The 23,325-nt window shown below is 69.7% G+C and carries 18 protein-coding genes and 4 pseudogenes; 15 read left to right on the plus strand and 7 right to left on the minus strand.

Annotated elements, in window-relative coordinates; all coding sequences use genetic code 11:
• Window positions 1-2: 2 nt before the first annotated feature.
• The 4 genes and pseudogenes from EF387_RS11695 to EF387_RS48205 form a co-directional block, all read right to left on the minus strand.
• On the minus strand, window positions 3-1,235 hold the full coding sequence (locus EF387_RS11695) for a 3-dehydroquinate synthase II family protein (RefSeq protein WP_128376444.1): 1,233 nt from the start codon (window positions 1,233-1,235) through the stop codon (window positions 3-5).
• Entirely contained in the window at window positions 1,232-2,068 is an 837-nt protein-coding gene (locus tag EF387_RS11700) for a 2-amino-3,7-dideoxy-D-threo-hept-6-ulosonate synthase (RefSeq protein ID WP_128376445.1), read from the minus strand. The genes EF387_RS11695 and EF387_RS11700 overlap by 4 nt, the downstream gene beginning before the upstream one ends.
• 536 nt (window positions 2,069-2,604) lie before the next feature.
• Window positions 2,605-2,956 (minus strand): annotated as a pseudogene (locus EF387_RS11705) (HAD family hydrolase); the annotation flags it as partial.
• A gap of 81 nt (window positions 2,957-3,037) precedes the next feature.
• Window positions 3,038-3,657, minus strand: a pseudogene (locus EF387_RS48205) (IS5 family transposase); the annotation flags it as partial.
• Window positions 3,658-3,659: 2 nt separating this feature from the next.
• On the opposite strand from EF387_RS48205, the pseudogene EF387_RS48210 reads away from it, so the two are divergent.
• Window positions 3,660-4,010 (plus strand): annotated as a pseudogene (locus tag EF387_RS48210) (helix-turn-helix domain-containing protein); the annotation flags it as partial.
• Between the two features lie 221 nt (window positions 4,011-4,231).
• On the opposite strand, the gene EF387_RS11720 reads toward EF387_RS48210, so the two are convergent.
• Window positions 4,232-5,068 (minus strand): FadR/GntR family transcriptional regulator, encoded by an 837-nt coding sequence (locus EF387_RS11720; protein ID WP_238431459.1) that lies wholly within the window; start codon window positions 5,066-5,068, stop codon window positions 4,232-4,234.
• Between the two features lie 158 nt (window positions 5,069-5,226).
• Here EF387_RS11720 and EF387_RS11725 point away from each other — a divergent pair, with 158 nt between their 5' ends.
• The 12 genes and pseudogenes from EF387_RS11725 (at window position 5,227) to narI (ending at window position 17,790) form a co-directional block, all read left to right on the plus strand.
• On the plus strand, window positions 5,227-6,123 hold the full coding sequence (locus EF387_RS11725; RefSeq protein WP_128376448.1) for a proline iminopeptidase-family hydrolase: 897 nt from the start codon (window positions 5,227-5,229) through the stop codon (window positions 6,121-6,123).
• A 21-nt stretch (window positions 6,124-6,144) separates the two neighbouring features.
• Window positions 6,145-7,869 (plus strand): ABC transporter substrate-binding protein, encoded by a 1,725-nt coding sequence (locus EF387_RS11730; RefSeq protein WP_128376449.1) that lies wholly within the window; start codon window positions 6,145-6,147, stop codon window positions 7,867-7,869.
• The gene (locus tag EF387_RS11735; RefSeq protein WP_128376450.1) at window positions 7,866-8,894 is read left to right on the plus strand and encodes an ABC transporter permease; all 1,029 of its coding nucleotides are present in this window, start codon (window positions 7,866-7,868) and stop codon (window positions 8,892-8,894) included. The genes EF387_RS11730 and EF387_RS11735 overlap by 4 nt, the downstream gene beginning before the upstream one ends.
• A 3-nt stretch (window positions 8,895-8,897) precedes the next feature.
• Window positions 8,898-9,866 carry an ABC transporter permease gene (locus EF387_RS11740; protein WP_128376451.1) on the plus strand — a complete coding sequence of 323 codons (969 nt, stop codon included), beginning with the start codon at window positions 8,898-8,900 and terminating at the stop codon, window positions 9,864-9,866.
• Window positions 9,859-11,028, plus strand: a complete 1,170-nt coding sequence (locus EF387_RS11745; protein WP_128376452.1) for an ABC transporter ATP-binding protein — start codon at window positions 9,859-9,861, stop codon at window positions 11,026-11,028. The genes EF387_RS11740 and EF387_RS11745 overlap by 8 nt, the downstream gene beginning before the upstream one ends.
• Complete coding sequence (locus EF387_RS11750; RefSeq protein ID WP_274388933.1) at window positions 11,025-12,062, plus strand: ABC transporter ATP-binding protein; 1,038 nt, start codon at window positions 11,025-11,027, stop codon at window positions 12,060-12,062. The genes EF387_RS11745 and EF387_RS11750 overlap by 4 nt, the downstream gene beginning before the upstream one ends.
• 225 nt (window positions 12,063-12,287) lie before the next feature.
• On the plus strand, window positions 12,288-12,905 hold the full coding sequence (locus tag EF387_RS11755; protein WP_128376453.1) for a dihydrofolate reductase family protein: 618 nt from the start codon (window positions 12,288-12,290) through the stop codon (window positions 12,903-12,905).
• A 159-nt stretch (window positions 12,906-13,064) separates the two neighbouring features.
• Window positions 13,065-14,057, plus strand: a complete 993-nt coding sequence (locus EF387_RS11760; RefSeq protein ID WP_128376454.1) for an Acg family FMN-binding oxidoreductase — start codon at window positions 13,065-13,067, stop codon at window positions 14,055-14,057.
• A 352-nt stretch (window positions 14,058-14,409) separates the two neighbouring features.
• Entirely contained in the window at window positions 14,410-15,693 is a 1,284-nt protein-coding gene (locus EF387_RS11765) for an MFS transporter (protein WP_202918207.1), read from the plus strand.
• A gap of 296 nt (window positions 15,694-15,989) precedes the next feature.
• A pseudogene (locus EF387_RS11770) lies at window positions 15,990-16,400 on the plus strand (nitrate reductase subunit alpha); the annotation flags it as partial.
• Window positions 16,401-16,477: 77 nt separating this feature from the next.
• The gene (narJ, locus tag EF387_RS11775) at window positions 16,478-17,026 is read left to right on the plus strand and encodes a nitrate reductase molybdenum cofactor assembly chaperone (protein WP_238431478.1); all 549 of its coding nucleotides are present in this window, start codon (window positions 16,478-16,480) and stop codon (window positions 17,024-17,026) included.
• The gene (gene narI / locus EF387_RS11780; protein WP_128376455.1) at window positions 17,023-17,790 is read left to right on the plus strand and encodes a respiratory nitrate reductase subunit gamma; all 768 of its coding nucleotides are present in this window, start codon (window positions 17,023-17,025) and stop codon (window positions 17,788-17,790) included. The genes narJ and narI overlap by 4 nt, the downstream gene beginning before the upstream one ends.
• Before the next feature lie 182 nt (window positions 17,791-17,972).
• Here narI and EF387_RS11785 read toward each other — a convergent pair whose 3' ends face one another.
• Both EF387_RS11785 and EF387_RS11790 read right to left on the minus strand, forming a co-directional pair.
• Window positions 17,973-18,659, minus strand: coding sequence for a response regulator (locus tag EF387_RS11785; protein ID WP_128376456.1), 687 nt, complete (start codon window positions 18,657-18,659; stop codon window positions 17,973-17,975).
• The gene (locus EF387_RS11790) at window positions 18,656-19,954 is read right to left on the minus strand and encodes a sensor histidine kinase (RefSeq protein ID WP_128376457.1); all 1,299 of its coding nucleotides are present in this window, start codon (window positions 19,952-19,954) and stop codon (window positions 18,656-18,658) included. Before EF387_RS11790 ends, EF387_RS11785 begins: the two co-directional genes overlap by 4 nt.
• A 220-nt stretch (window positions 19,955-20,174) precedes the next feature.
• On the opposite strand from EF387_RS11790, the gene EF387_RS11795 reads away from it, so the two are divergent.
• Both EF387_RS11795 and EF387_RS11800 read left to right on the plus strand, forming a co-directional pair.
• Window positions 20,175-20,867 (plus strand): ABC transporter ATP-binding protein, encoded by a 693-nt coding sequence (locus EF387_RS11795; RefSeq protein ID WP_128376458.1) that lies wholly within the window; start codon window positions 20,175-20,177, stop codon window positions 20,865-20,867.
• Window positions 20,864-23,281, plus strand: a complete 2,418-nt coding sequence (locus tag EF387_RS11800; protein WP_128376459.1) for an ABC transporter permease — start codon at window positions 20,864-20,866, stop codon at window positions 23,279-23,281. Before EF387_RS11795 ends, EF387_RS11800 begins: the two co-directional genes overlap by 4 nt.
• Window positions 23,282-23,325 lie beyond the last annotated feature (44 nt).

A 23,325-nucleotide genomic window follows, 5' to 3' on the forward strand; every position in this document is an offset into this window, starting at 1 on the left:
CCTCAGACCTCCTTGCAGAACTCGCCGATGGGCAGCCCCACATGGCGCTTGTCGGCGGCCAGATAGCCGAGCAACTCGTCGCCCGTCCGCAGCTCGGTGACGTTGAGGACCTTCCCGCCGGGGCCGAGCACCCGTACGTGCCAGTCGTCCTGCACGGTCAGGCTGACCAGCCGGCCGTCCTCGGCGTGGGTGCGGATCTCCAGGAGCGGCCTGGATTCGAGCTTCGCCCGGCCGACCACGACCCGCCGGGTGCGCCCGTCGGCGCCGACCGCGAGCAGCGCGCTGCCCGAGCCGACCTCGCTGAGGTAGTTGGTGCGGTTGTCGGGGCCGAGAGTGTACGAATGCAGGGCCCCCGCGTTGACCCTGAACGGCCTGGTCGGCATGTAGGGCAGGGGGTGGGTCTCGCTGCAGCACAGCACGAACCCGGAGGAGTAGGAGCCGACGAGGATGCCCTCGTCCTCCTCGAAGTGCGAGCAGGTGTCCACGCAGACCCGGTCGCCCAGTCCGACGTGCCGGATGCTCTCCACGGTGAGGGTGGACAGCTCGAGCTGGGGCGTCGTCGCCTCCAGCAGGCGGGCCAGCGCGAAGACTTCGTCGGCGCTGCGCGGTGTGAACAGGATGCCGTCCGAGCCGCGCTCCAGCACGTCGAAGACGATGGACGCCTCCTCCAGGCCGTCGACGACCGTCACGAGCTTGCCCTCGGCGGACTCGGCCGCGGCGAGCACGATCTCCAGCGGGATCTTGGTCGGGTCGGCGAAGTGGATGACCGTGTAGGGCAGCACCATGGCGCCCGCGCACGACAGTCGGAGGGTGCGGTCGTCCCGTACGTCGATGAACCCGGAGACGGGAGTGCCACCAGCGGTGGCGCCCGCGCGGTGGGCGGCGGCGAGGGCGTCCAGCTCTTCCTGGGTGGAGAACTTCCGCAGGAGTACGTCGACTCCGGTGCCGGAGGGGGAAGTGCCGATCCCGGAGGGGGACTTGGCGTCCTTCTCCGGCGCCTTGCCCTCCTTGTCGCCGGACTTCTTGGCGGTGGCCAGTGACGTATCGGGGGTCGGCGCCGGAACCGGCGTCTTGCCTCCGGCGACCAGGACCCGGGTGACGGTCGGGGGCAGGGTGCCGAGCAGTTCGGCGTCGGAGGCCACGACTCCGGCCATCCGCGCGTGGATTGCCGCGTCCACCACCGCCTGGAGCTGCGGACGGGGAACCTCACGCAGGTCGATCCATGCGAACCTCATGCCACTCCTGCCACGATCGTCGAGTAATTGGCCATACGCATGCCGTCGGCGATGCCGACGCCGTTGTTGCCGTCGCTGTCGCCGTGGACGACCGCCGAGAGGTGTGCCACCAGGGCGGCGGGCGTGGGGGAGGAGAAGATCCGCCTGCCGACGGCCAGCCCCCGGCAGCCGCTGGCCATCACGGCGGCGCCGTACTCGACGAGGTCGGAGCCGTCGGGTGGGCCGCCTGCGGCGAGGACGGGTATGGGGCTGCCCGCTACCACCTCCGCCATCCGGTCGATCGGCAGGGCGACCGATGTCTTCACCATGTCCGCGCCCAGGTCGGCGGCGACGTTCGCCAGGTGTGCGAGAAGGGCGGGATCGCGCGGGTCCTTGATCCGGGGGCCGCGCGGATACACCATCGCGATCAGGGGCATGCCCCACGCGTCGCAGGAACGGGCCACCGCTCCGAGGTCGGCCAACTGCTGGGCCTCGGTGTCGGATCCGATGTTCACATGGACGCTGACCGCGTCCGCGCCGAGAGCCAGCGCCTCCTCGACATCGGCGACCAGCACCTTGGCGTGCACATCGGCGGAGCAGGCGGTGCTGGCGCTCAGGTGCACCACCAGCGCGCAGTTCCTCAGGATGTCCGGCGCGATGGAGCGGGCGCGTCCCTTGTGGACGATGATCCCGTCGGCGCCGCCGGCCACCAGAGCGCGCAGCAGGTCGTCCCACTTGTCGGCGGGGACGATCGGACCGTCCGAGACGCTGTGGTCGAGTGGGACGAACAGATGTCGGTTGTCACCCGCGAGCGAAAGCCTTCTCAAGCGTAATTGCTTGCCCGTTCTCAGCATGGGAATTGCGATTCTCCGTGTCCGAGTATCGATGGTTGTAGAACGTTCAAGTTAAGCGGTCATGAGCATTCTCGCGTGGCTGCCCGTTGGCAAGATGTGGCGATCAGGAAATTTTTATACGACTCAAGGCATGTTTATTGATAGCAGATCGACAGGTCGCACGGGGTTGACTCCGCCTGGGCGTACTGTTCGCGCGATCTATGCGCGTTGGGGCGTTCTGCCCTGCCTGCGAATGCGGCGCTTGTGGAATTTGAATTTCGAGGATTAGGGGGATTAGGGTGACCCGCTCCGGTCCCCTTCCAGCTTTCCCGTTTTTCCCGCCCAGGATTCGGAAGTGTCCCCCATGCCTGAATTATCGACACTCGACGTGCCGCCGGGCGCGCCTTCGTGGGGCTGGCGGTCCGATCTGGACGGACGATCCATTGCCGGGCCGGACACGGATCACCTTCAGGGCCATGGTCGGGCGCTCGGTGTATCGACTTCTGGCGCGCGGCCGACACCCCGCGTCCAGGCCGGGTCCGGCTCGGCGGCTGAAATCAGCCCTGCACGGATACCGAGGCGGTCACGCCGAGCAGGCTCTCCAACTCTGATACCGCCTTGTCCTCGTTCGTTGCGAGGACGGTGATGACCCCCAGAGCTTCGGCAGGGGGAAGATTCACCGGGTGGTCGTCGACGAACACGCACGCTGTCCCGGGAAGGCCGAGACGATCCAGGGTCAGTTGGTAGATCGCCGGGTCCGGCTTCGCCGTGCCGATCACTTCGGAGATGACGATATACATCGAAGAGGTCCCAGATGCCGACGTGCTCGTACGGGTTGAAGGGATCCATGCCGAAGCTGTTCGACAGGAGGGCGAGCCGGTAACCCGCCTCCTTGGCCTCACGGTCAAGCGGCGGGGCGGTGGGGCTGGACTTCGGCATGTGGATCTCCGTAGTGATCGGAGACCCAGGTGTCAACGGTGATCGTCAGTTTTAGAAGTCCTGACAAAGGCGCTGCAGGTGTCTGTAGGTGATGAGGCAGGTGGCGAGGCCGAGGAAGGCTTCGCGTGGATGTCGTCGCGTCGCTGCCATCGGATGCGCAGGCGACGGAAGCCGTGCAGCCAGGCAATGGTGCGTTCGACGACATACCGGAAGTTGCCCAGGCCGGAGCCGTGGGGTTGGCCTCGTTCGGCGATGACCGGGCGGATACCGCGCTGCCACAGCAGGCGCCGGTATTTGTCGTGATCGTAGCCGCGGTCGGCGAGCAGGGCGTCCGGCCGTCGCCGTGGCCGGCCCACGACCCCGGCCACCGCCGGGACCTTGTCGAGCAGAGGCGGCAGTTGGGTGACGTCGCCCACGGTTGCCGCCGGTCAGCGACACCGCGAGCGGGACGCCCTGTGCGTCGGTGAGGACGTGGTGCTTGCTGCCCGGCCGTGCGCGACCGACCGGGCCGGGACCGCTTTTGGGCCCCGCCGGGCGGCCCGCACGTGGGAGGAGTCGATCACCGCCCGCGACCAGTCCAGCTTCTTCACCGCCCGCAGCTTCTTCAGCAGCACCAGGTGCAGTTCGTCCAACACTCCGGCCTCGTTCCACGCGGCCAGACGGCGCCGGCAGGGAGGAGTTGGCACAGCGCGCGGCGATGAGCCCGCGGACCCTCCACCGGCGAGTGCAGGCTGCCACCGGGACGCCTCCGCTTCAGTGGCTTCTCAACCAGCGCATGGCACGCGCCCAAAGCCTGCCAGCGGCAACGGACTTGCCCATCGAGAAGATCGGGGAGCTGAGCGGCCTCGGCACGGCCAACAACCTTCGCCACCACTTCCTGAAACAGATCGGAGTGTCGCCGAGCAACTACCGGCGGGCCTTCCCACGGACGATGCCCGAGGCGCGACTCCATCGTCCGAGACCCGGTCGCGTCACCGTGAGGGCCGACAGTGGCAGGACCGCGGCGGGTCCGATGCGCCGGTGACGCCAAGGGCGACGAGTCCGGAAAGCCACAGCGCGCTCCTGAGCCGGGGAGGATCACCTGCGGATCGGTGATCGAGCCCTGCCGCGCCCCCACGAAGCGCAGTGTGCATGTCCCACGGTCAGGAGGACCGCGGTTCGTCCGGCAGGCGATATTTCCCGGCGAGCCGGGTCAACGGGGCCTGTCCGGCAGGCGACGGCTACGCGGCGATCCGGGCCGGGGCCTCAGGAGGGCTCCACGCCCTGTACCCGGGCGAGGACGTCACGGATCATGTCGGCACTGATGGTGAAGTGATCGCGGGCTATCTCCTCAGCGCGTTCCGGCTCGCCCGCGGCGATGGCCTCGTACAGCGCCGTGTGACCCAGCCCGGCCCGGTGGTGGTGGGAGCGTTCGCCCTTGCCCCAGGGCTCCACCGGGAAGCCGAGGCTGATACGGGTCAGCAGGTCGCGGCTGAGCATGACGATCTGCGGGTTGTGGGTGGCTTCGCAGATGCTGCGGTGGAAGGCACTGTCCGCGGCCTGTTCCTCGCGGGGCGTCCGCGCTGACAGATGGGCGGCCAGGGCCTGCCGCATGGGATCGAGGTCTGCGGGCCGCCGGCGTCGGGCGGCGGTCGCGGCCACCATCCCCTCCACCAGCCCACGCAGGTCGAAGAGTTGCTCCAGCTGTTCCCACCGTGGCAGCAGTGTGCGGCGGACCGCGGCGGCGGAGGATTCGGTCCAGCTCTCGCGCACGAAGGTGCCGCCGCTGCGGCCGCGGCGTATCTCGACCACGCCCAGAACCTGCAGGCGTCCGACGGCCTCCCGCACGGTGGGGCGGCTCACCCCGAGCAGTCGGGTGAGCTCGCGTTCGACCGGCAGCCGTTCGCCCGGCAGGAAGTCTCCGACGGCGATCGCCGTGAGCAGCCGGTCGGACACCTCGTCGACGGCCGAGGCCACACGGACCGGGCGCAGTTCCGGCGAGGGAGCACCACCGAACAGGGCGCGGTCGAGCATCCGGGAGAGTTCGTCCTCCGGCTCCGATGACGGGGGTACGACGGTCAGTTGTCCTCCTCGGGTCGGCACCGGAGACCGGCGACGTAAACACATAGTTACATCTGGAACGGCTCCGGTAAAAGGTCTTGTGGACTGAGCATTTACCCAATCAGTATGACAGCCACCCGTCACACCCCCTCGTTTCGGACAAGGACTGGCTGGTTACCAGCCGGTCCGGGAGGCTTCCCGTGGCGATTCCCGAACCGAACCACACCGGAACCATCGACTTCAACGGCTGGTCCACCTGGTACCGGATCACCGGCGAACCGGGCCGGACACCCCTGGTCGTCCTGCACGGCGGCCCCGGCGCCGGCCACGACTACACGCTGCGCATCGCGGGCATCGCCCACCAGGGCCGCCCCGTCATCCACTACGACCAGCTCGGCATCGGTCGCTCCACCCACCTGCCCGACAAGGGCGCCGACTTCTGGACCGTCCAGCTCTTCCTCGACGAACTGGACCATCTGCTCAAGGCGTTGGGCATCGCCGACGCCTATCACATCCTGGGCCAGTCCTGGGGCGGCATGCTCGCCGCCGAGCACGCAGTACGCCGCCCGCCCGGACTGCGCGGACTGGTCATCGCCAACTCGCCCGCTTCCATGGAGTTGTGGCTCGCGGCGGCCCACGGTCTGCGGGCCGCACTGCCGCCCGACGTGCAGCGGACCCTGCTCGCCCATGAGGAGGCCGGGACCACCGACCATCCGGAGTACCGGGCCGCCGAACAGGTCTACAACGAACGACATGTGTGCCGTGTCGTCCCCACCCCGCCCGAGGTGGAGGCCACTTGGGCGAACATCGCGGCAGATCCGACGGTGTACCACACGATGAACGGGCCCAACGAGTTCCATGTCATCGGCACCCTCAAGGACTGGTCGGTCATCGACCGGCTGCACCTGATCGAGGTGCCGACCCTGCTGGTGTCCGGGAAGTACGACGAAGCGACTCCCGAGACCATCGTCCCCTTCGCCGACCGCATTCCCGACGTGCGCTGGCACATGTTCGAGCACTCGAGCCACATGCCGCACGTCGAGGAGGAAGAGCTCTACCTCCGGGTAGTCGGCGACTTCCTCGACTCCACCGACTGATCCACCGACGGGAGCTCCCGGATGTCCCGCACTACGAGACGGACCGCCTTCGCCGCCACCGCCGTCGCCCTCGCCCTCACCGCGGCCGCCTGCTCGTCCTCCGGCGACGGCGGCTCCTCCGATCCGTCCGCGTCCTCCTCCGGTTCCGGATCGTCCGCCTTCCAGCCGCAGCACAAGGGCGGCACCCTGCGACTGGTCGCCAAGTCGGCCGCGGGGACCTTCGACCCGCAGGTCAACTACACCCTCCAGTACTGGCAGTTGTACCAGTCGATGTACGACGGGCTACTGGCGTTCAAGAAGGTGGGCGGCCAGGCCTCGTTCACCGTCGTACCGGACCTGGCCGAGGCCATGCCCAAGGTGTCCAACGGCGGCAAGACATACACGTTCACGCTGCGCAAGGGCATCAAGTTCTCCGACGGGAAGGCCCTGACCAGCGACGACGTGGTGGCGTCCTTCCAGCGCATCTTCAAGGTCTCCAGCCCCACCGCGGGCACCTTCTACAACGGCATCGTCGGAGCGGACGCCTGCATCAAGAAGCCCGCCGGATGCATCCTCGACAAGGGCGTCGTCGGGGACGCGTCGGCCGGTACGGTCACCATCAACCTCACTGCTCCCGATCCGGAGTTCGCGTACAAGCTGGCGGTGCCGCACGCCAGCATCGTGCCCAAGGACTCGCCGGAGAAGGACGCCGGCACCAAACCGCTGCCGACCACGGGCCCTTACATGGCGGCCTCCTACGACCCCAACCGGCAGCTGAAACTGGTCCGCAACCCGCACTTCAAGGAGTGGTCGCGGGACGGGCAGCCCCAGGGCTACCCCGATGTGATCGAGTACTCCTTCGGCCAGACCGTCGAATCCGAGGTCACCGCCGTACAGAACGGCGAGGCGGACTGGATGTACGACCCGCCGCCCTCCGACCGGCTGAACGAGATCGGCACCAAGTACGCCTCGCAGGCACACGTCAATCCGCTGACCGCGTTCTGGTACCTGACGCTGAACGTCAACATGGCCCCGTTCGACAACAAACTGGCGCGACAGGCCATCAACTGGGCCGTCGACCGCGACGCCGTGGTGCGGCTGTACGGCGGCAAGAACCTCGCCTCCCCCGCCTGCACCGTCCTGCCGCCCGGCTTCCCCGGGCACGTCGACTCCTGCGCCTACACCAAGGGCGGCGGAAAGACCTGGTCGGCGCCGGACCTCGCCAAGGCCAGGGAACTGGTCAAGCAGTCGGGCACGGCGGGGCAGAGCGTCGGCATCGTCGTCAGCGACGACGAGGTCAACAAATCGATAGGCCAGTATCTGCAGAGCCTGCTCAACGAGATCGGCTACAAGGCGACGTTGAAGCCCCTGTCGGGGAACATCCAGTTCACCTACATCCAGAACACCAAGAACAAGGTGCAACTGGCCCTGACGTCCTGGTACCAGGACTATCCGGCGGCCTCGGACTTCCTCAACGTGCTGCTGTCCTGTGCCTCGTTCCACCCGGGCAGCGACTCCAGCATCAACATCTCCGGGTTCTGCGACGAGGGCATCGACGCGCGGATGCAGGACGCGCTGAAGACCGGTCAGACCGACCAGAAGAAGGCCGACCAGGAGTGGGCCGCGATCGACCAGGACATCATGACCGAGTCCCCGGTCGTCCCGCTGATCAACCCCAAGATCGTCGATTTCACGTCCAAGCGGGTCGGCAACTACCAGTTCAGCAAGCAGTTCTACATGCTCGTCGGGCAACTGTGGGTGAAGTGAGCGCCCCCGTGACCGCCCCGGTGACCTCCCGGGCCCGGCGCTCGCCGGGCCCGTGGCGGACGGCCGCCGCCGACCTGCTGCGCAACAGGTCGGCGGTGGCCGCTGCCGCGGTTCTGCTCGTCGTCGTTGCGCTGAGCCTGTGCGCACCGCTCTACGCGGACCACATCGCACACACCGACCCGTTCCAGTCCCATGTCTCCGGCACCACGGTCGTGGACGGCAGGACGGTACCGGTGCTCACCCCGAGCACGACCGGCCTCGGACTCGGGGTCACCCCCATCGGCCCGACCTGGGACACCGGCCACTACTTCCTCGGCGCCGACAACCAGGGCCGTGACGTCATGGCACGGCTGCTTTACGGCGGCCGCACCAGCCTGCTCATCGGCTTCTCCGCGGCCCTGCTGACCTGCGCGCTCGGCACGTTCGTCGGGGTGGTGGCCGGGTACTTGGGCGGTGCCGTGGACGCGGTCGTCTCCCGCGTCCTGGACGTGATCTGGGCGTTCCCGGTCTATCTGCTCGCGATCTGTCTGTCGGTCGTCCTGCTCACCAACGGACTGCGGCTCGGTCCGGTCACCGTGGAGGCGGGAAGTCTCTGGCTGCCGGTGGTCATCATCGCCGCGATCTACGTGCCCTATGTCGCCCGGCCGTTGCGCGGTCAGGTGCTGGTCCTGCGCAACAAGGAGTTCATCCAGGCGGCCGTCGGCTCGGGCGCACCCACATCGCGCATCCTGCGGCGCGAGGTGCTGCCGAACGTGCTGCCCACGGCGATCGTCTTCGTCCCGCTGATGACCGCGCTGGCCATGCTCACCGAGTCGGCCCTGTCGTTCCTGTCCGTCGGCGTCCAGCCGCCGGACGCGAGCTGGGGCACGATCGTCCAGGACGGTCTGGGACTGCTGTACACCCGGCCCGCGGTCACCATCGCCCCCGGTCTGCTGATCGCCCTGACCACCGCGGCCCTCAACGTCCTCGGCGACGGGGTGCGGGACGCCCTCGACCCGAGTGCCCGGCTGCGCGGAGGGGTGTGAGACATGTTGTACTTCGCCGTTCGGCGGCTCGTCTCGGCACTGCTGGTGATGTTCGCGATCAGCGTGCTGGTGTTCCTGATCTTCTTCGCGACACCCGGGGTGGACCCCGCGGCACGGATCGCGGGCCGCAACGCCGACCAGGTCACGCTCGCCCAGGTGCGGCACTCCTTCGGACTCGACCGGCCGCTGCCCGTGCGCTATCTGCTGATGATGCGTCATCTGCTCGTCGACCGTGATCTGGAGTCGTTCGTCAACCGCGGCTCCCGGGTCATCCCGCAGATCGTGCAGGCAGTGCCCGTGACCCTGTCGCTCGTTGTCGGCGCGGCCGTGCTGTGGATGGCGGTCGGCATCCTCATGGGCACGGCAGCGGCCGCACTGCGCGGCACCGCCGCCGACCCGGTGATCATGCTGGTGGGAGTGATCGGCGTGTCGCTGCCCGCCTACTGGCTCGGCGAGGTCGTCAACCTGATCACACAGAAGCAGTTGCACGACACGGTGTTCTCCTGGGTACCACCACCCGGTTACGTCGGGCTGGGCCGGGATCCCGCGCAGTGGGCGCTGCACATGCTCTTCCCATGGCTGACCCTGTCGTTGCTGTACGCCGGGATCTACGCCCGGCTGCTGCGCGGCGAGGTGGTGACCGCCATGAACGAGGACTACGTGCGCACCGCGCGGGCCAAAGGCCTCTCGGAGCGGCGGATCCTCATCCGGCACGCGCTGCGCTGCTCGCTCATCCCGATCGTCTCGCTGTTCGGCCTGGACTTCGGCGCGCTCGTGGGCGGAGCCGCACTGCTCACCGAGGTGGTCTTCGGGCTGCCCGGGGTCGGCAAGCTCACCTACGACGCGCTGCAGAACCTGGATCTGCCGGTGATCATGGGGACCGTTCTGTACGCGGCGTTCTTCGTGGTCCTCGCCAACGCACTCGTGGACGTCCTGTACGCACGACTCGACCCGAGGGCCCGCCATGCCTGACCAGCCACTGCCACTTCAGGAACCCTCGGATCAGCCAGATCAACCCCTGCTGGACGTACGGGACCTGCGGGTCTCCTTCCGCACCCGTACCGGCCCGGCCACGGCCGTCGACGGTCTCTCACTGTCGGTGGCCCCGGGCGAGATCCTCGGTGTGGTCGGCGAGTCCGGTTCGGGCAAGAGCGTGTCGATGCTGGCCGTACTGCGGTTGCTGACCAGCCCGAACGTCACCGTCACCGGCCAAGTGCTGTTCCGCGGCCGGGATCTTCTCGCCCTGACCGACAAGGAGATGCGAGCGGTACGCGGCCGGGAGATCGCCATGGTCTTCCAGGACCCGATGACCGCCCTCACCCCCGTCTACACCGTGGGCTGGCAGATCGCCGAGCAGATACGGGCCCACGAACCGGTTTCCCGGAAGGAGGCGCACGCCCGCGCCGTCACGTTGCTGTCCGATGTGGGCATCCCGGACGCGGCCTCCCGCGTGAAGGCCTACCCGCACGAGTTCTCCGGCGGTATGCGGCAGCGCGCGGTGATCGCGATGGCCCTCGCCTGCCGGCCCGCGCTGCTGATCGCCGACGAGCCGACCACGGCGCTGGACGTGACCATCCAGGCACAGATCCTCGACCTGATGCGAGACCTCAACGCCCGAGGCTCGGCGGTGGTGCTCATCACCCACGACATGGGGGTGGTGTCCGAAATCGCCCACCGGGTGCTGGTGATGTACGGGGGCCGGGTGGCCGAACAGGGCCCGCGCCGGGCGGTGTTCCACTCCCCGCGCCATCCCTACACCTGGGGGCTGCTCGACTCGGTGCCCCGGGTCGGCGGTCCCCGGCTTCGACGGCTGCCCACGATCGCGGGGACGCCCGTGTCGCCGGACAGCCTGCCGGACGGGTGTGCGTTCGCGCCGCGCTGCCGGCTGCGGCACGAGGGGTGCGAGGAACGCCCCGAACTCGCCGCATCCCCCGACGACGCGGCACACCATGACGCCTGTCGGCTGCCCGCCGGCGATCGGGCGGCGCTACGGCTCGGAGCACGGGCGCCGGCGGACGAAACGGCCACGGCGGGTGAGCCGGATCCGTCCGGTGAGGCGGATCAGTCGGGTGAGACGGACCCGTCCGGTGAGACGGACCCGGTGGACGAGGCAGACAGGGAGATGGCGCCGTGACGGCTCACAACACGGTGGCGGACGCGGAGGCCACCCGGCCCCTCGGCGACGTGCTGCTGCGCGCCACGGACGTCTCCAAGCACTACGCCCTGCGGTCCGACGAGTTCACCCGACGCAGGAAGGTGCTGCGTGCCGTGGACGGGGTCTCGCTGGAAGTGCGCCGCGGGGAGACGCTCGGCGTCGTCGGCGAGTCGGGGTGCGGCAAGTCCACCCTGGGCCGCTGTCTGGTCCGGCTCACCGATGTCACCGGCGGCCGGGTCGAGTTCGACGGCCAGGACATCACCGCCCTGTCCGGACGCCGGCTGCGGCGGGTGCGGCCGGGTATGCAGTTCGTCTTCCAGGACCCGCATGCCTCACTGAACCCCCGCCGCCGCGCCGGGGACATCGTGGCCGAGCCGCTGCTCATCCACGGCTGCGGGGACGCAGCCGCCGTCCGGCGCCGGGTCGCCGAACTGTTCGACGTGGTCGGGCTGGCCGCGGCGCATCTGGACCGCTATCCCCACGAGTTCTCAGGCGGCCAGCGCCAGCGCATCGGGATCGCCCGGGCGCTGGCCACCGACCCGAAGCTGATCGTCGCCGACGAACCGGTGTCCGCGCTGGACGTGTCGATCCAGGCCCAGGTGCTCAACCTGTTCGCCGACCTCCAGGACGAGTTCGCTCTCACGTATGTCTTCATCGCCCACGACCTGGGGGTGGTCCGGCACGTCTCGGACCGGATCGCGGTGATGTACCTGGGCGAGATCGTCGAACTCGCCGACACCGAGGGGCTGTACGAAAACCCCGCCCACCCCTACACACAGGCGCTGATGTCCGCGGTCCCGGAGATCGACGACGGGTCCGACGGATCGGGAAGACCGTCCCGGGAGCGGATCGTCCTCACCGGCGAGGTCCCCAACCCGGCCGCCAAGCCGACCGGCTGCCCGTTCCACACCCGCTGCCCCTACGCCCGCGACCGCTGCGCGGAGGAACGCCCCCACCTCACCGCGACGGTCCCCGGCCGCTCGGTGGCCTGCCACTACCCGTTGACCGGCTGACGTCTCGTACGAGCCGGCGACTGACCGGTGGTCCTCTCGCTGCGCGGCATTGACCAGTCGGCGTTCCGGACCGCCGGCCTTCGTTGTGCCGGTGCCGGTACCGCTCGTTGGTCGCCGCGCCGACCCGTCCCGCTGGTGGCTCACCGCTTACGTCTGCCCCATGCTGATGCTTGGCAGGAAGCTCACCGCGAAGGCGACGGCAGGTCGCCATGAAAGGACAGAGCAATGACCACGCGTATGGGCAGGGTGACCTGCGACCTATCGATCTCCGTAGACGGGTACTCAGCCGGGCTCAACCAGAGCGAGCAGCGCCCGTTCGGTGACGACGGCGGCGACGGCTGGGGCGACAAGCTGCACGCCTGGATGACCGATACCGAGGAGAACCGGGCCGAGCTGGAGCGGATGACGGCGGCCACGGCATTCATCATGGGCCGCAACATGTTCGGTCCAGTGCGTGGAGAGTGGGATCGGCAGTGGAACGGCTGGTGGGGCGACAATCCGCCGTACCATGCCCCGGTCTTCGTGCTCACTCACCACCCGCGTGATCCGCAGCCGATGGACGGTGGCACCACGTTCCACTTCGTCACCGACGGCATCGAATCCGCACTGAAAAGCGCGCGTGAAGCGGCTGGGGACGGCGCGGTCTCCGTCCAAGGCGGAGCGACCACCGTCAACCAGTACCTCGCCGCCGGCCTGATCGACGAGCTGCGGCTGCACATCGTGCCGATCACGCTCGGTGCCGGCACGCGGCTGTTCGACGGCGTTCCGTCGCTGAATCTCGAGCAGGCGGAGTCGCGAGCAGCGAGTTCGGTCACGCACCTGACCTATCGCGTGCTGTCCTGACACCGAAGATTGTGCGAGACCTCCCGGTCCCGTCGGGCGGACACTGGAACCAGCCCCTCGGGCTCGTATCGTCCGCGGTCCTGGCCGCGGCGCCGGCACGTACGACAAGCAGCCGTGGGGTACCCGGACACGTGGCGGCGGGGTGTGAAGGAGGATGCCATGGCTCTGCGACAGATCGATGAGAGGACGGTGGCCGGCCTGGTGGCCGAGGCCGCCGCGGCCCCGTCCATGCACAACGCGCAGCCATGGCGCTTCCGCTTCCTGACCGGCGAGCGTGTCCTTCAGCTGCGCGCCGACCCCGAGCGGGCCATGCCCCACTCCGACCCCGACAACCGGGCCCTGCACATCGGCTGCGGGGCGGCACTGTTCAACCTGCGCGTCGCGGCCGCGCACGCGGACCTCGTCCCCGAGACGCGGCTGCTGCCGGAACCGCAGGACCCGCTGCTGCTCGCCGCCGTCCACCTGGCCGACCCCGCCGGGCGAGCGCGGGACGAGGACCTGGCGCGGCTGCACTCCGCCATCCGGCAGCGGCACACCAGCCGCCATCCGTTCGCCGAGAAGGACATCCCCGAAGACGTGCGGGCCGCCCTGGGGGCCGCTGCCGAGCGGGAAGGAGCCGAGCTGCTGTTTCCCGGTCTCTGGCACGCCGAGACAGTCCTCGACCTGATCCGCGACGCGGAAAGCCGCGACGCCCTCGACTCCGACGCCGGCGAGGACCTGCGTCGCTGGACCCGCCTCGGACCGGAGGCGGACACCGCCGTCGACGGCGTTCCCGAGTACGCCTTCGGCCCCCGCAAACGGGACGGCAAGGCTCCCGTACGGGACTTCGCCGGTCGTCGGCCGGTGGCCGACCGCGGCACCACCACCTTCGAGCGGACTCCGCACCTTGCCCTGCTCAGTACGCGCGGCGACGGCCCCGCCGACTGGCTGTGCGCCGGGCAGGCACTGGAACACGTCCTGCTGGAGGCCACCCTGGCCGACCTCGCCACCTCCCTGACCTCCCACGCCCTCGAGGATCGCGCGCTGCGGCTGCTGATCCGCGACCCCTCGTCGGGCACGGGCCAGGTGCAGATGGTGGTGCGGCTCGGTTACGGACCCCGGGGACCGGCCACCCCCCGCCGTCCGGTGGCAGACGTTCTCGACATCGTCTGACCGGGCCCGGGACTGGAACACCAGGCCATCGTCTCTGTGGCTGGGGCGGGGGAGAGAGGGCAACCGCCCCTGCCCTTCGGGTCCCTGGGCCCCTTCGGGCTCGCGGACGGCCGATCGCAACCGTTGTTTCACGGGAGCCACGCGGGCAAACCGGTACGGGTGGCTGTGTGGAGGGACGGCCGGTCCGAACCGGGGGGACCGTCTGCCGGTCGATAGGGCCTCATGGCCCATGCCGCCCGTGATCCCCGGTGCGGACAGTGGTGACGGGACGCCGTTCCGCAGGCAGGGGACCTGTGGTGCCGAGCGATCTCGGTGGCGCAGTACCACCACGGAGACGAAAGGGACGGACACCATGGTCCAGCCGATGAAGTCGAAGAACGGCAGCTCACCGTCGGATGCCCCGGTGTCCGGCCGTGCATGGCTGATGCTGGCCCTGGCCACGATCGGCTTCGCCGTGAACTTCTGGGCGTGGGCCCTGCTCAGCCCGCTCGGCCCCCGGTTCAAGGACAGCCTCGACCTCTCGTCGTTCGAGCAGTCGCTGCTGGTCGCGGTGCCGGTCGTGGTCGGCTCCCTGGGCCGCATACCGGTGGGCGCGCTGACCGACCGGTTCGGCGGACGGGTCATGTTCCCGATCGTGTCGGCGGCCACCATCGTGCCGGTCCTCTACCTCGGCCTGGCCGGACACTCCTCCCTCGTAGGCCTGCTGTTGGGTGGGTTCTTCCTGGGCATCGGCGGCACCGCCTTCGCCGTCGGCGTCCCGCTCGTCAGCGCCTGGTTCCCGCCCGAGCGGCGAGGACTCGCCATCGGCGTCTTCGGCGCCGGCATGGGCGGCACCGCGATCAGCGCCCTGACCACCGTGAAGTTGGTCGACGCGAACAGCATGTCCACCCCCTTCCTGATCACCGCAGCAGTGCTGGCCGTGTACGCGGTGGCCGCCGCACTGCTGCTGCGTGATGCACCCGGCCGGACCGTCCCGACCGAGCCGCTGCCCCGACGGCTGGCTGCCACCGCCCGTCTCGGCATCACCTGGCAGGCGTCCGCCCTGTACGCGGTCGCGTTCGGGGGCTATGTCGCCTTCTCCGTCTACCTGCCCACCTACCTCAAGACCGGCTACGGCCTGACCCAGGCCGATGCCGCGAACCGGATGGCCGGGTTCGTGCTGCTGGCCGTGGCGATGCGCCCGGTGGGCGGCTGGCTGTCGGACCGCGTGGGGCCGGTCCGGGTGCTGGCCGGCTCGCTGGCCGTGGTCGTGGCGGGGGCAGTAACCCAGTCCTTCACTCCCGAGCTGGCGCCCGTGGGCACCATCGCCTTCCTGGCCATGGCCGCCGCGCTCGGTGCGGGCAGCGGCGCGACCTTCGCCCTGGTGGCCCTGCTGACCCCGGCCAACCAGGTCGGCACCGTCACCGGAGTGGTCGGTGCCGCGGGCGGCCTCGGCGGCTTCCTGCCGCCCCTGGTCATGGGCTCGCTCTACGGCGGGTACGGGACGTATGCGGCCGGCCTCGCCCTGCTCGCGATCGTGGCCGCCGCCGCGCTGGCCTACACCCTCACCGGTGTCCGCGCCGCGGTAGGAGGCGGCGAGCGCAAGCCGCGCACGGGCCACCGGCGCCAGCACCGCGCCGCGGGCACCACCGCGTAAGGGCGCGGGCACCACTCCGTACTCCCGCAAATCCCGTACTCCCGCTCACTCGAGCGGGAGTACGGGGCTTTGCAGACGCGGGCATGACGGAGCGGTGCCGGGGTAACCGCCCCGTGCACAAGCGCGATCTTCACCAAGCCCCATGTTGGTCGTGGTGTGGCTGTTGACCTTCCGGGGGACGGCGGTCGTAGAGTCGATTGCGGCCGGAACCGATCACAATTCGAACGGGCCCGTGGCGCCCGGGGCGGAGTGGCACGGTGAGCACGGAGACCAGCCGGGAACAGACGCGGGCGGGCCTGGACAGCGATCTGGCGGAGGCTCTGGTGCGCAGCCGCCGGTTCTTCACCAGGGCGGAGGTCTCCGACGATCTTCGCAGCCTTCACAGGAAGGGTGGCCGCCAGGCGGACGAGTTCTACCGGGAACGCTGGTCGCACGACAAGGTGGTGCGCTCCACCCACGGGGTGAACTGCACCGGCTCGTGCTCGTGGAAGGTGTACGTCAAGGACGGCATCATCACCTGGGAGGCGCAGCAGACCGACTACCCCTCGGTCGGCCCGGACCGCCCCGAGTACGAGCCGCGCGGCTGCCCGCGCGGGGCGGCCTTCTCCTGGTACACCTACTCGCCGACCCGCGTGCGCTACCCGTACGTACGCGGCGTACTGCTCCAGATGTACCGCGAGGCCAAGGCCCGCCTCGGCGACCCGGTGGCGGGCACTCTCTCGCCTGGCAGGCACAGTCCCTGCTGCTCGCCTACCCCGACGACCAGCTCCCGCCCCGCCTGGCCCTGGCCCGCCGGGCCGCCGCAGCACTGCCCCCCGAGATCCGGGAACCCCTGCTCCGCTTCACCGGACACGCGGACCGCACCACCGTCGACGACCTGGCGGCGGCCTACGTGGAAACCTTCGACCACCGCAAACGCTGCTGCCCGTATCTGACGTACTACGCCCACGGCGACACCAGAAAGCGTGGCATCGCCCTGCTGCGGCTGAAGCAGACGTACGCCAGAGCCGGCTGGCGCCTGAGCGACGACGAGCTGCCCGACCACCTCGCCGTCGTCCTGGAGTTCGCCGGCGCCGAACCGATCGCCGGGTACCGGTTGCTCAACGAGCACCGCGCCGGTCTGGAGCTGCTGCGTCTGTCCCTGCACGACGGCAACTCGCCCTGGGCGCACGTGCTGGGATCCGTCTCGGCCACCCTGCCCGCCCTCGCGGGCGACGATCGGGAAGCCGTGGCCCGCCTCGCCGCCCAGGGCCCGCCCGAGGAGCAGGTCGGTCTCGACCCCTACACGCCGCCGCAGTACATGCCCGCCCCGCCCGCTGGAGGCCCCCGATGACCGCACCGGAGCAGCACGTCACTGTGGCGGTGGAGGCCGGCACCGGCGGCATCCTCCTCTGGGTCGTCCTGCCCTACCTCGCGCTCGCGGTCTTCGTGCTCGGCCACATCTGGCGGTACCGCTACGACAAGTTCGGCTGGACGACCCGCTCCTCCCAGCTCTACGAGAGGCGGCTGCTGCGCATCGGCAGCCCGCTGTTCCACTTCGGCATCCTCGTCGTGCTGATCGGCCACATCGGCGGACTGGTCATTCCCGAGAGCTGGACCGAAGCCGCAGGTATCGGCGAGGACGCCTACCACGTCGCCGCCGTCGTCCTCGGTACCATCGCGGGCGTCGCCACCGTGGGCGGACTGGCCATCCTGATCTACCGGCGCCGCACCGTCGGCCCGGTCTTCTCGGCCACCACCGTCAACGACAAGGCCATGTACGTCTCGCTGACCCTGACCGTAGGGCTGGGGCTGGCCGCCACCGTGGCCGCGAATGTCGTCGGCGGCGGCTACAACTACCGCGAGACGATCTCGCCGTGGTTCCGCTCGATCTTCTACCTCCAGCCCGACCCCGACCTGATGACCGGCACCCCGATCCTGTTCCAGCTCCACGCCCTCAGCGCGCTCCTGCTCTTCGCGTTCTGGCCCTTCACCCGACTCGTGCACATGCTCACCGCACCCCTCGGCTATCTGACCCGCCCCTACATCGTCTACCGCAGCCGCGACACCCGGCTCGGCGCCCGGACTCCGCGACGCGGCTGGGAACGCACCGGCTGACCGGCGCGGCCGGTCCGTGTCGGGAACCACACCGAACGTTCGAGCCACTACGGCAGCTGAAACACTGACCGGCTGCGACCACTGACCTCGGAATCAATCCTCTAGAAGACTGCTGAAAATCTTGTCGAGGGGCTGTCCGGCCGCAGGCCGGGCGGCCCCTCGACAAGATTTTCAGCAGTCTTCTAGGCGCCCCCGCCGGGGGCGATCAGCCCCGTCTCGTAGGCGAAGACGACGGCCTGGACGCGGTCGCGCAGGTCCAGCTTCGACAGGATGCGGCCGACGTGGCTCTTGACCGTGGTCGGGCTGAGGAACAGCCGGGAGGCCAGTTCGGCATTACTGAGGCCCGTCGCGAGGAGGCGGAGCACCTCGAGCTCGCGCGGGGTCAGGCCGGACAGATCGCGGTGCGGGGCGATGGTCCGCGGTTCGTCCTGATGGGCGAAGCGCTCGATCAGCCGACGAGTGATCGTGGGCGCGAGGAGAGCGTCGCCGGTCCGCACCAGGCGTAAGGCGGAGACCAGATGCTCGGGGGTTACGTCCTTGAGCAGGAAGCCGCTGGCGCCGGCCGTGAGCGCGGCGTAGACGTAGTGGTCGAGGTCGTATGTGGTGAGGATGATGACCCGTGTTCCGGCCGGGCCGGCGTCGCCGATGATGCGCCTGGTTGCCTCGATGCCGTCCATCTCCGGCATCCGGATGTCCATGAGGACGACGTCGGGCCGCGTACGGCGAACCGCTGCGACAGCCTCGGCCCCGTCGGCGGCCTCGGCCGTCACCTCGATGCCGTCCGCGGCCAGGATCATCTTGAAACCGGTGCGTACGAGGGCTTGATCGTCGGCGATGACGGCGCGCAGAGGTGGCCGGTCCGCGGTCATACCGCGCTCCGTGGGATGCGGGCCGTCACCCGGTAGCCGCCGGTCGGCGTCGGCCCGGCCGTCAACTCGCCCTCGTAGACGGCCAACCGCTCACGCAGCCCCATGTGACCACGGCCGTTGCCCTGCACGGGCGGGGAATCCTTGGCGCCACCGGTGTCCGTGATCTCGATCTCCAGACAGGCGTCGGTGTAACCGATGGCGACGGACGCCTGCGCGCCGCGCGCATGTTTGATCGTGTTGGTCAGCGCCTCCTGTACGACGCGATACGCCGCGAGGTCCACGCCCGGTGGCAGCGGATCCGGCGGCAGCGACACCCCGACGCTCACGGGCGTACCGGCGGCGCGTACTCGGGCGACGAGCGCGTCGAGCTGCGCGAGCCCGGGCTGGGGCGCCAGACCGTCGGACCTCTCGTGGTCCGGGGAGGCCAACAGGCCCATAACGTGGCGGAGTTCGGCCATGGCGGCCCGGCCGCCCGCCTCGACGGCCAGCAGTGCCTCCTTCGACTGCTCGGGCGCCATTTCCATCACTTTGCGGGCCGCGCCGGCCTGGATCACCATCACGCTCACATTGTGGGTCACGACGTCGTGCAGTTCGGCGGCGATACGGGCACGCTCCTCCTCGACGGCACGGCGCGTGGCCTCCTCCTGAGCCGCCTGCAGTGCTGTCACCCGGTCCCGGCTGGAGGCCAGCCGCAGTTGCAGAAAGCGGACGAGGCTGGCCAGCATCCCCGCCACAAGGAGCACGAATCCCGGGCTGGACCATCCGGGGAGCATGGGGTCCGCGTTGCGGAAGGCGAAACCGGACAGCGCGGCGGCGATCACCAGGACGGCGATCGCCGTGATCCGGTAACGGCTGTACACGACGGCGCTGTAGGCGCCGATGACACAGGCCAGGACGGTGATCCAGGAGGCGGAGCTGCCGATGGCCAGTGCTGCACCCAGCACCACCACGAACGAGGTCAGCGGATACCGGCGCCGGGCTGCCAGCGGCAGCGTCGACAGGACGACCAGAGCCCGGGGGACGGAGGAGGGGTCCTCCTCCACGGGCACCCGACCAGGGTCGGGCGGCGAGGGCGGGGCCGGGACCCCGGTCCCGACGTCCACCGCAGGGGGGTTGATGTGCACCGGCCCGTCGCCGGGATAGCGCACCGCCACGAACAGGGCAATGACAGTCAGTACGACCGCCAGCACCACATCGGGGCGCACCGCTCGCCGGGACAGCGGGGCGGCCTTCGCCTCCGGGCGCAGCGCATCGACGAGTTGCTGATGCCGGCCGCGCCGGTCTTCCGTCTCCATCCGTGCATTGTGCTGCGCTCTCCGCTCGGCCGCGTCCGCCTGTCCGGCCAGGGCATGGCCCCGGAGGCCTACTTCTCAGGTATGACTCCGCGGCCGAACCCTCCGCAGGAAGGGCCTGATGTCGGTTCCGCGGCCGACGCGCCCCGTACGTGGCGGCCTCTAGGTTCGCAGGCCCGGCAACCGTATGTGCCTCTCGCGACCGCAAGGACGGACAACTCGTATGCATCAAGTGATCGAACTGGAGAGTGTGGCGAAGCGCTACGACAGCGCCGGCGCGCCGGCGCTCGGACCGCTCACGCTCAGCGTCGCCAAGGGTGCGGTTTTTGCCGTGACCGGCCCTTCCGGCAGCGGCAAGTCCACGCTGCTGAACCTCGTCGCCGGCCTGGACAAGCCGACCGATGGCGCCGTGATCGTGGCCGGGCGACGGATCGACCAGTTGAGCGAGCACGCCCTCGCCAAATTCCGTCGCGAACACATCGGCATGGCCTTCCAGTTCTTCAATCTCCTCGACGACCTCACCGTCACCGACAACATCCAGCTCCCGGCCCAGCTGACCGGGACCGGACGGCGCAAGGCCGCGGCCCGCGCGGGTGAGCTCATGGAAATGCTGGGCATCCAGAAGCATGCCCGCGCCTACCCGGGCCGACTGTCCGGGGGCGAACGCCAACGGGTCGCGGTCGCCCGGGCCTTGGTCAACCGGCCCGCGCTGCTCCTCGCCGACGAGCCCACCGGTGCGCTCGACACCGCCTCGGGCCACGACGTCCGCGATCTGCTGATGGATCTGCACCGCGCCGGACAGACCATCGTGCTGGTGACGCACGATCTGACGCTGGCGGAGGCATGCGCGAGCCGCACGATTCACCTGGTCGACGGTCACATCGCCGCCGACTCCTACGCGCAGGCCGTCCGATGAGCCGGTTCGGCACCGGCGCCTTGGGCCGGGTCGTACGCTCCGGGGTGAGCCGGCGGCGGGTGCAAACAGTGGTGATCGCCATGGCCACGATGATGGCCGTGGCGTCGGCCGTGGTCGCCGGATCGCTGATGGTCGCCGCGGCCGCGCCCTTCGACCACGCCTTCGGGAAGCAGCGAGGTGCGCACATCACCGCCCAGTTCGATCCGGCCAGGGCGAGTGCGGCGCAGCTGGCAGAGACCGGGAAGTTGGCCGGCGTCACCGCGAGCGCGGGGCCGTACCCGTCCACGGCGTTCCGCCCGGTGGATCAGGAGGGCTTCCGACTGCCGACGCTGACCCTGGTCGGGCGGTCCGGCCCGGACGGCGACGTGGACCGCGTGGATCTGAAGTCCGGCCGATGGGCGCGGAAGCCGGGCGAAATCGTGCTCGCCGCGTCGTTCGAGGGGCCCACCATCGGGATCGGCGCCACCCTGAAGGCCTCGGACACCCTGAACGCCCCAACTCTTTCGATCGTCGGCTTCGCTGTGTCGGCCGGCAAGACCGCCGACTCCTGGGCGACTCCCGCGCAGGTCGACGCGCTGGCGTCGGAGGGCAACCCGGTCACGAGTCAGATGCTCTACCGCTTCGACCCCGCGAGCACGAAGGAGCAGATCCTCGCCGACCGGAAGAAGCTCGCCGCCTCCGTGGGGCCCGCGGCGCTGCTGAGTACCCAGTCCTGGCTGGACACCAAACGCGCCGCTGATCAGGGTGCGGCGGCGACCGTCCCGTTCGTGATGGCTTTCGGCATGCTCGGCATCGTGATGTCGGTGATCATCGTCAGCAGTGTGATCAGTGGTGCGGTCGGCACCAGCCTGCGCAGAATCTCCATTCTCAAGGCCATCGGCTTCACCCCACGCGAGGTCGTACGCGCCTACGTGGCCCAGGCGCTGATTCCGGCCGGTGCCGGCATCGCCCTGGGGGTCGTCCTGGGAAACCTCCTGGCAGTGCCGCTGCTCTCGGACTCCGAGGCGGTATACGGCACCGTCTCGCTTTCGGTGGCCTGGTGGGTGGACGTCACGGTGCCGGCCGCCGCCCTGGTCGTGGTGGGGCTCGCGGCGCTGATTCCCGCACTGCGGGCCGGAAGACTGCGTACGGTCGAAGCCATCGCGGTCGGCCGGTCGCCGCGCACAGGGCGCGGCCAGTGGGCGCATCGGGCGATGGGGCGGCTGCCGCTGCCGCGACCGGTGACCTACGGTCTCGCCACCCCCTTCACGCATCCGGGCCGTACCCTCGCAATGCTGCTCGCGGTGGCGTTCGGTACGGTCGCGGCGACCTTCGCAGTAGGACTGACCTCTTCCCTTACCGCGGTCGGCACCTCACAGGACCCCGAGAGCCGTGCACCGGTCACGGTCACGACCACCAAGCTGAACAACGTCGCTCCCCCTCCGCCTCCTCCTGCGGGGGGCAGCGTGGCAAGCCCGTCCCCCGCGGGCGGCAGCGTGGCGAGCCCGTCCGAACCCGAGGTCGCCGACCCGGCGAAGGTGCGGTCTGCCATCAAGTCGCAGGCGGGGACGGGGTCGTACTACGGCAGGATGCGGACCGAGGTCGCCGTGGCGGGGATCTCCGGCTCGGTTCAGGCCGGCCTCTACCAAGGCGATTCGCGCTCCGGCAGCTACGAGATGATTTCCGGGCACTGGATCACCGGTAAGGGGCAGGTCGTGGTGCCCACGCGCTTCCTGGAAAGGACCAGCACCAAGATCGGTGACACGGTGCGGGTGACCTACGAGAAGGAGACCGCGAACCTGCGGATCGTGGGCGAGTCCTTCGACACCTCGGGCAGCGAGCTGGAGATCCACGCGGACATGGCCGACTTCCCGTCGGCCGAGCCCAGTACCTTCCTCGTCGAGGTGAAGTCCGGCGTCTCCGCCGACGAGTACGCCCAGAAGGTCGCCGCGGTCGTACAGCCGCTGGGCGGCGACGCCACGACCAACGCCCCCTCGGGGCAGGAGGGCGTCATCCTCATCATGTCCGCGATGGCGGTGCTGCTCACCCTGATGCTGGTCTCCGTGGCCGGCCTCGGCGTACTCAACTCCGTGGTCCTGGACACCCGGGAACGCATCCACGACCTGGGTGTCTGCAAGGCGATCGGCATGTCGCCGCGGCAGACCATGAGCCTCGTGCTCGCCTCGGTGACCGCGATCGGCGTGATCGGCGGGTTGGTCGGCGTGCCGGTGGGGTACGCGCTGCACGGCCTCGTCATGCCGGTGATGGGGCGTGCCGCAGGCACCAGTCTGCCGTCGCCGGTCCTCGATGTGTACGAGCCTGTGCAGCTGCTCCTGCTGGGGCTGGGCGGGGTCGTGATCGCGGTGCTGGGCGCGCTGGTCCCAGCCGGCTGGGCGGCCAGGGCGCGCACGGCCACGGCGCTGCGCACCGAGTAGCGCTTGGGGGAGCGCGCGCCGCTGGAGCGGATCCGCCGGCCAGG

This window comes from Streptomyces cavernae (assembly GCF_004023625.1).
Classification (GTDB): Bacteria; Actinomycetota; Actinomycetes; order Streptomycetales; family Streptomycetaceae; genus Streptomyces; species Streptomyces cavernae.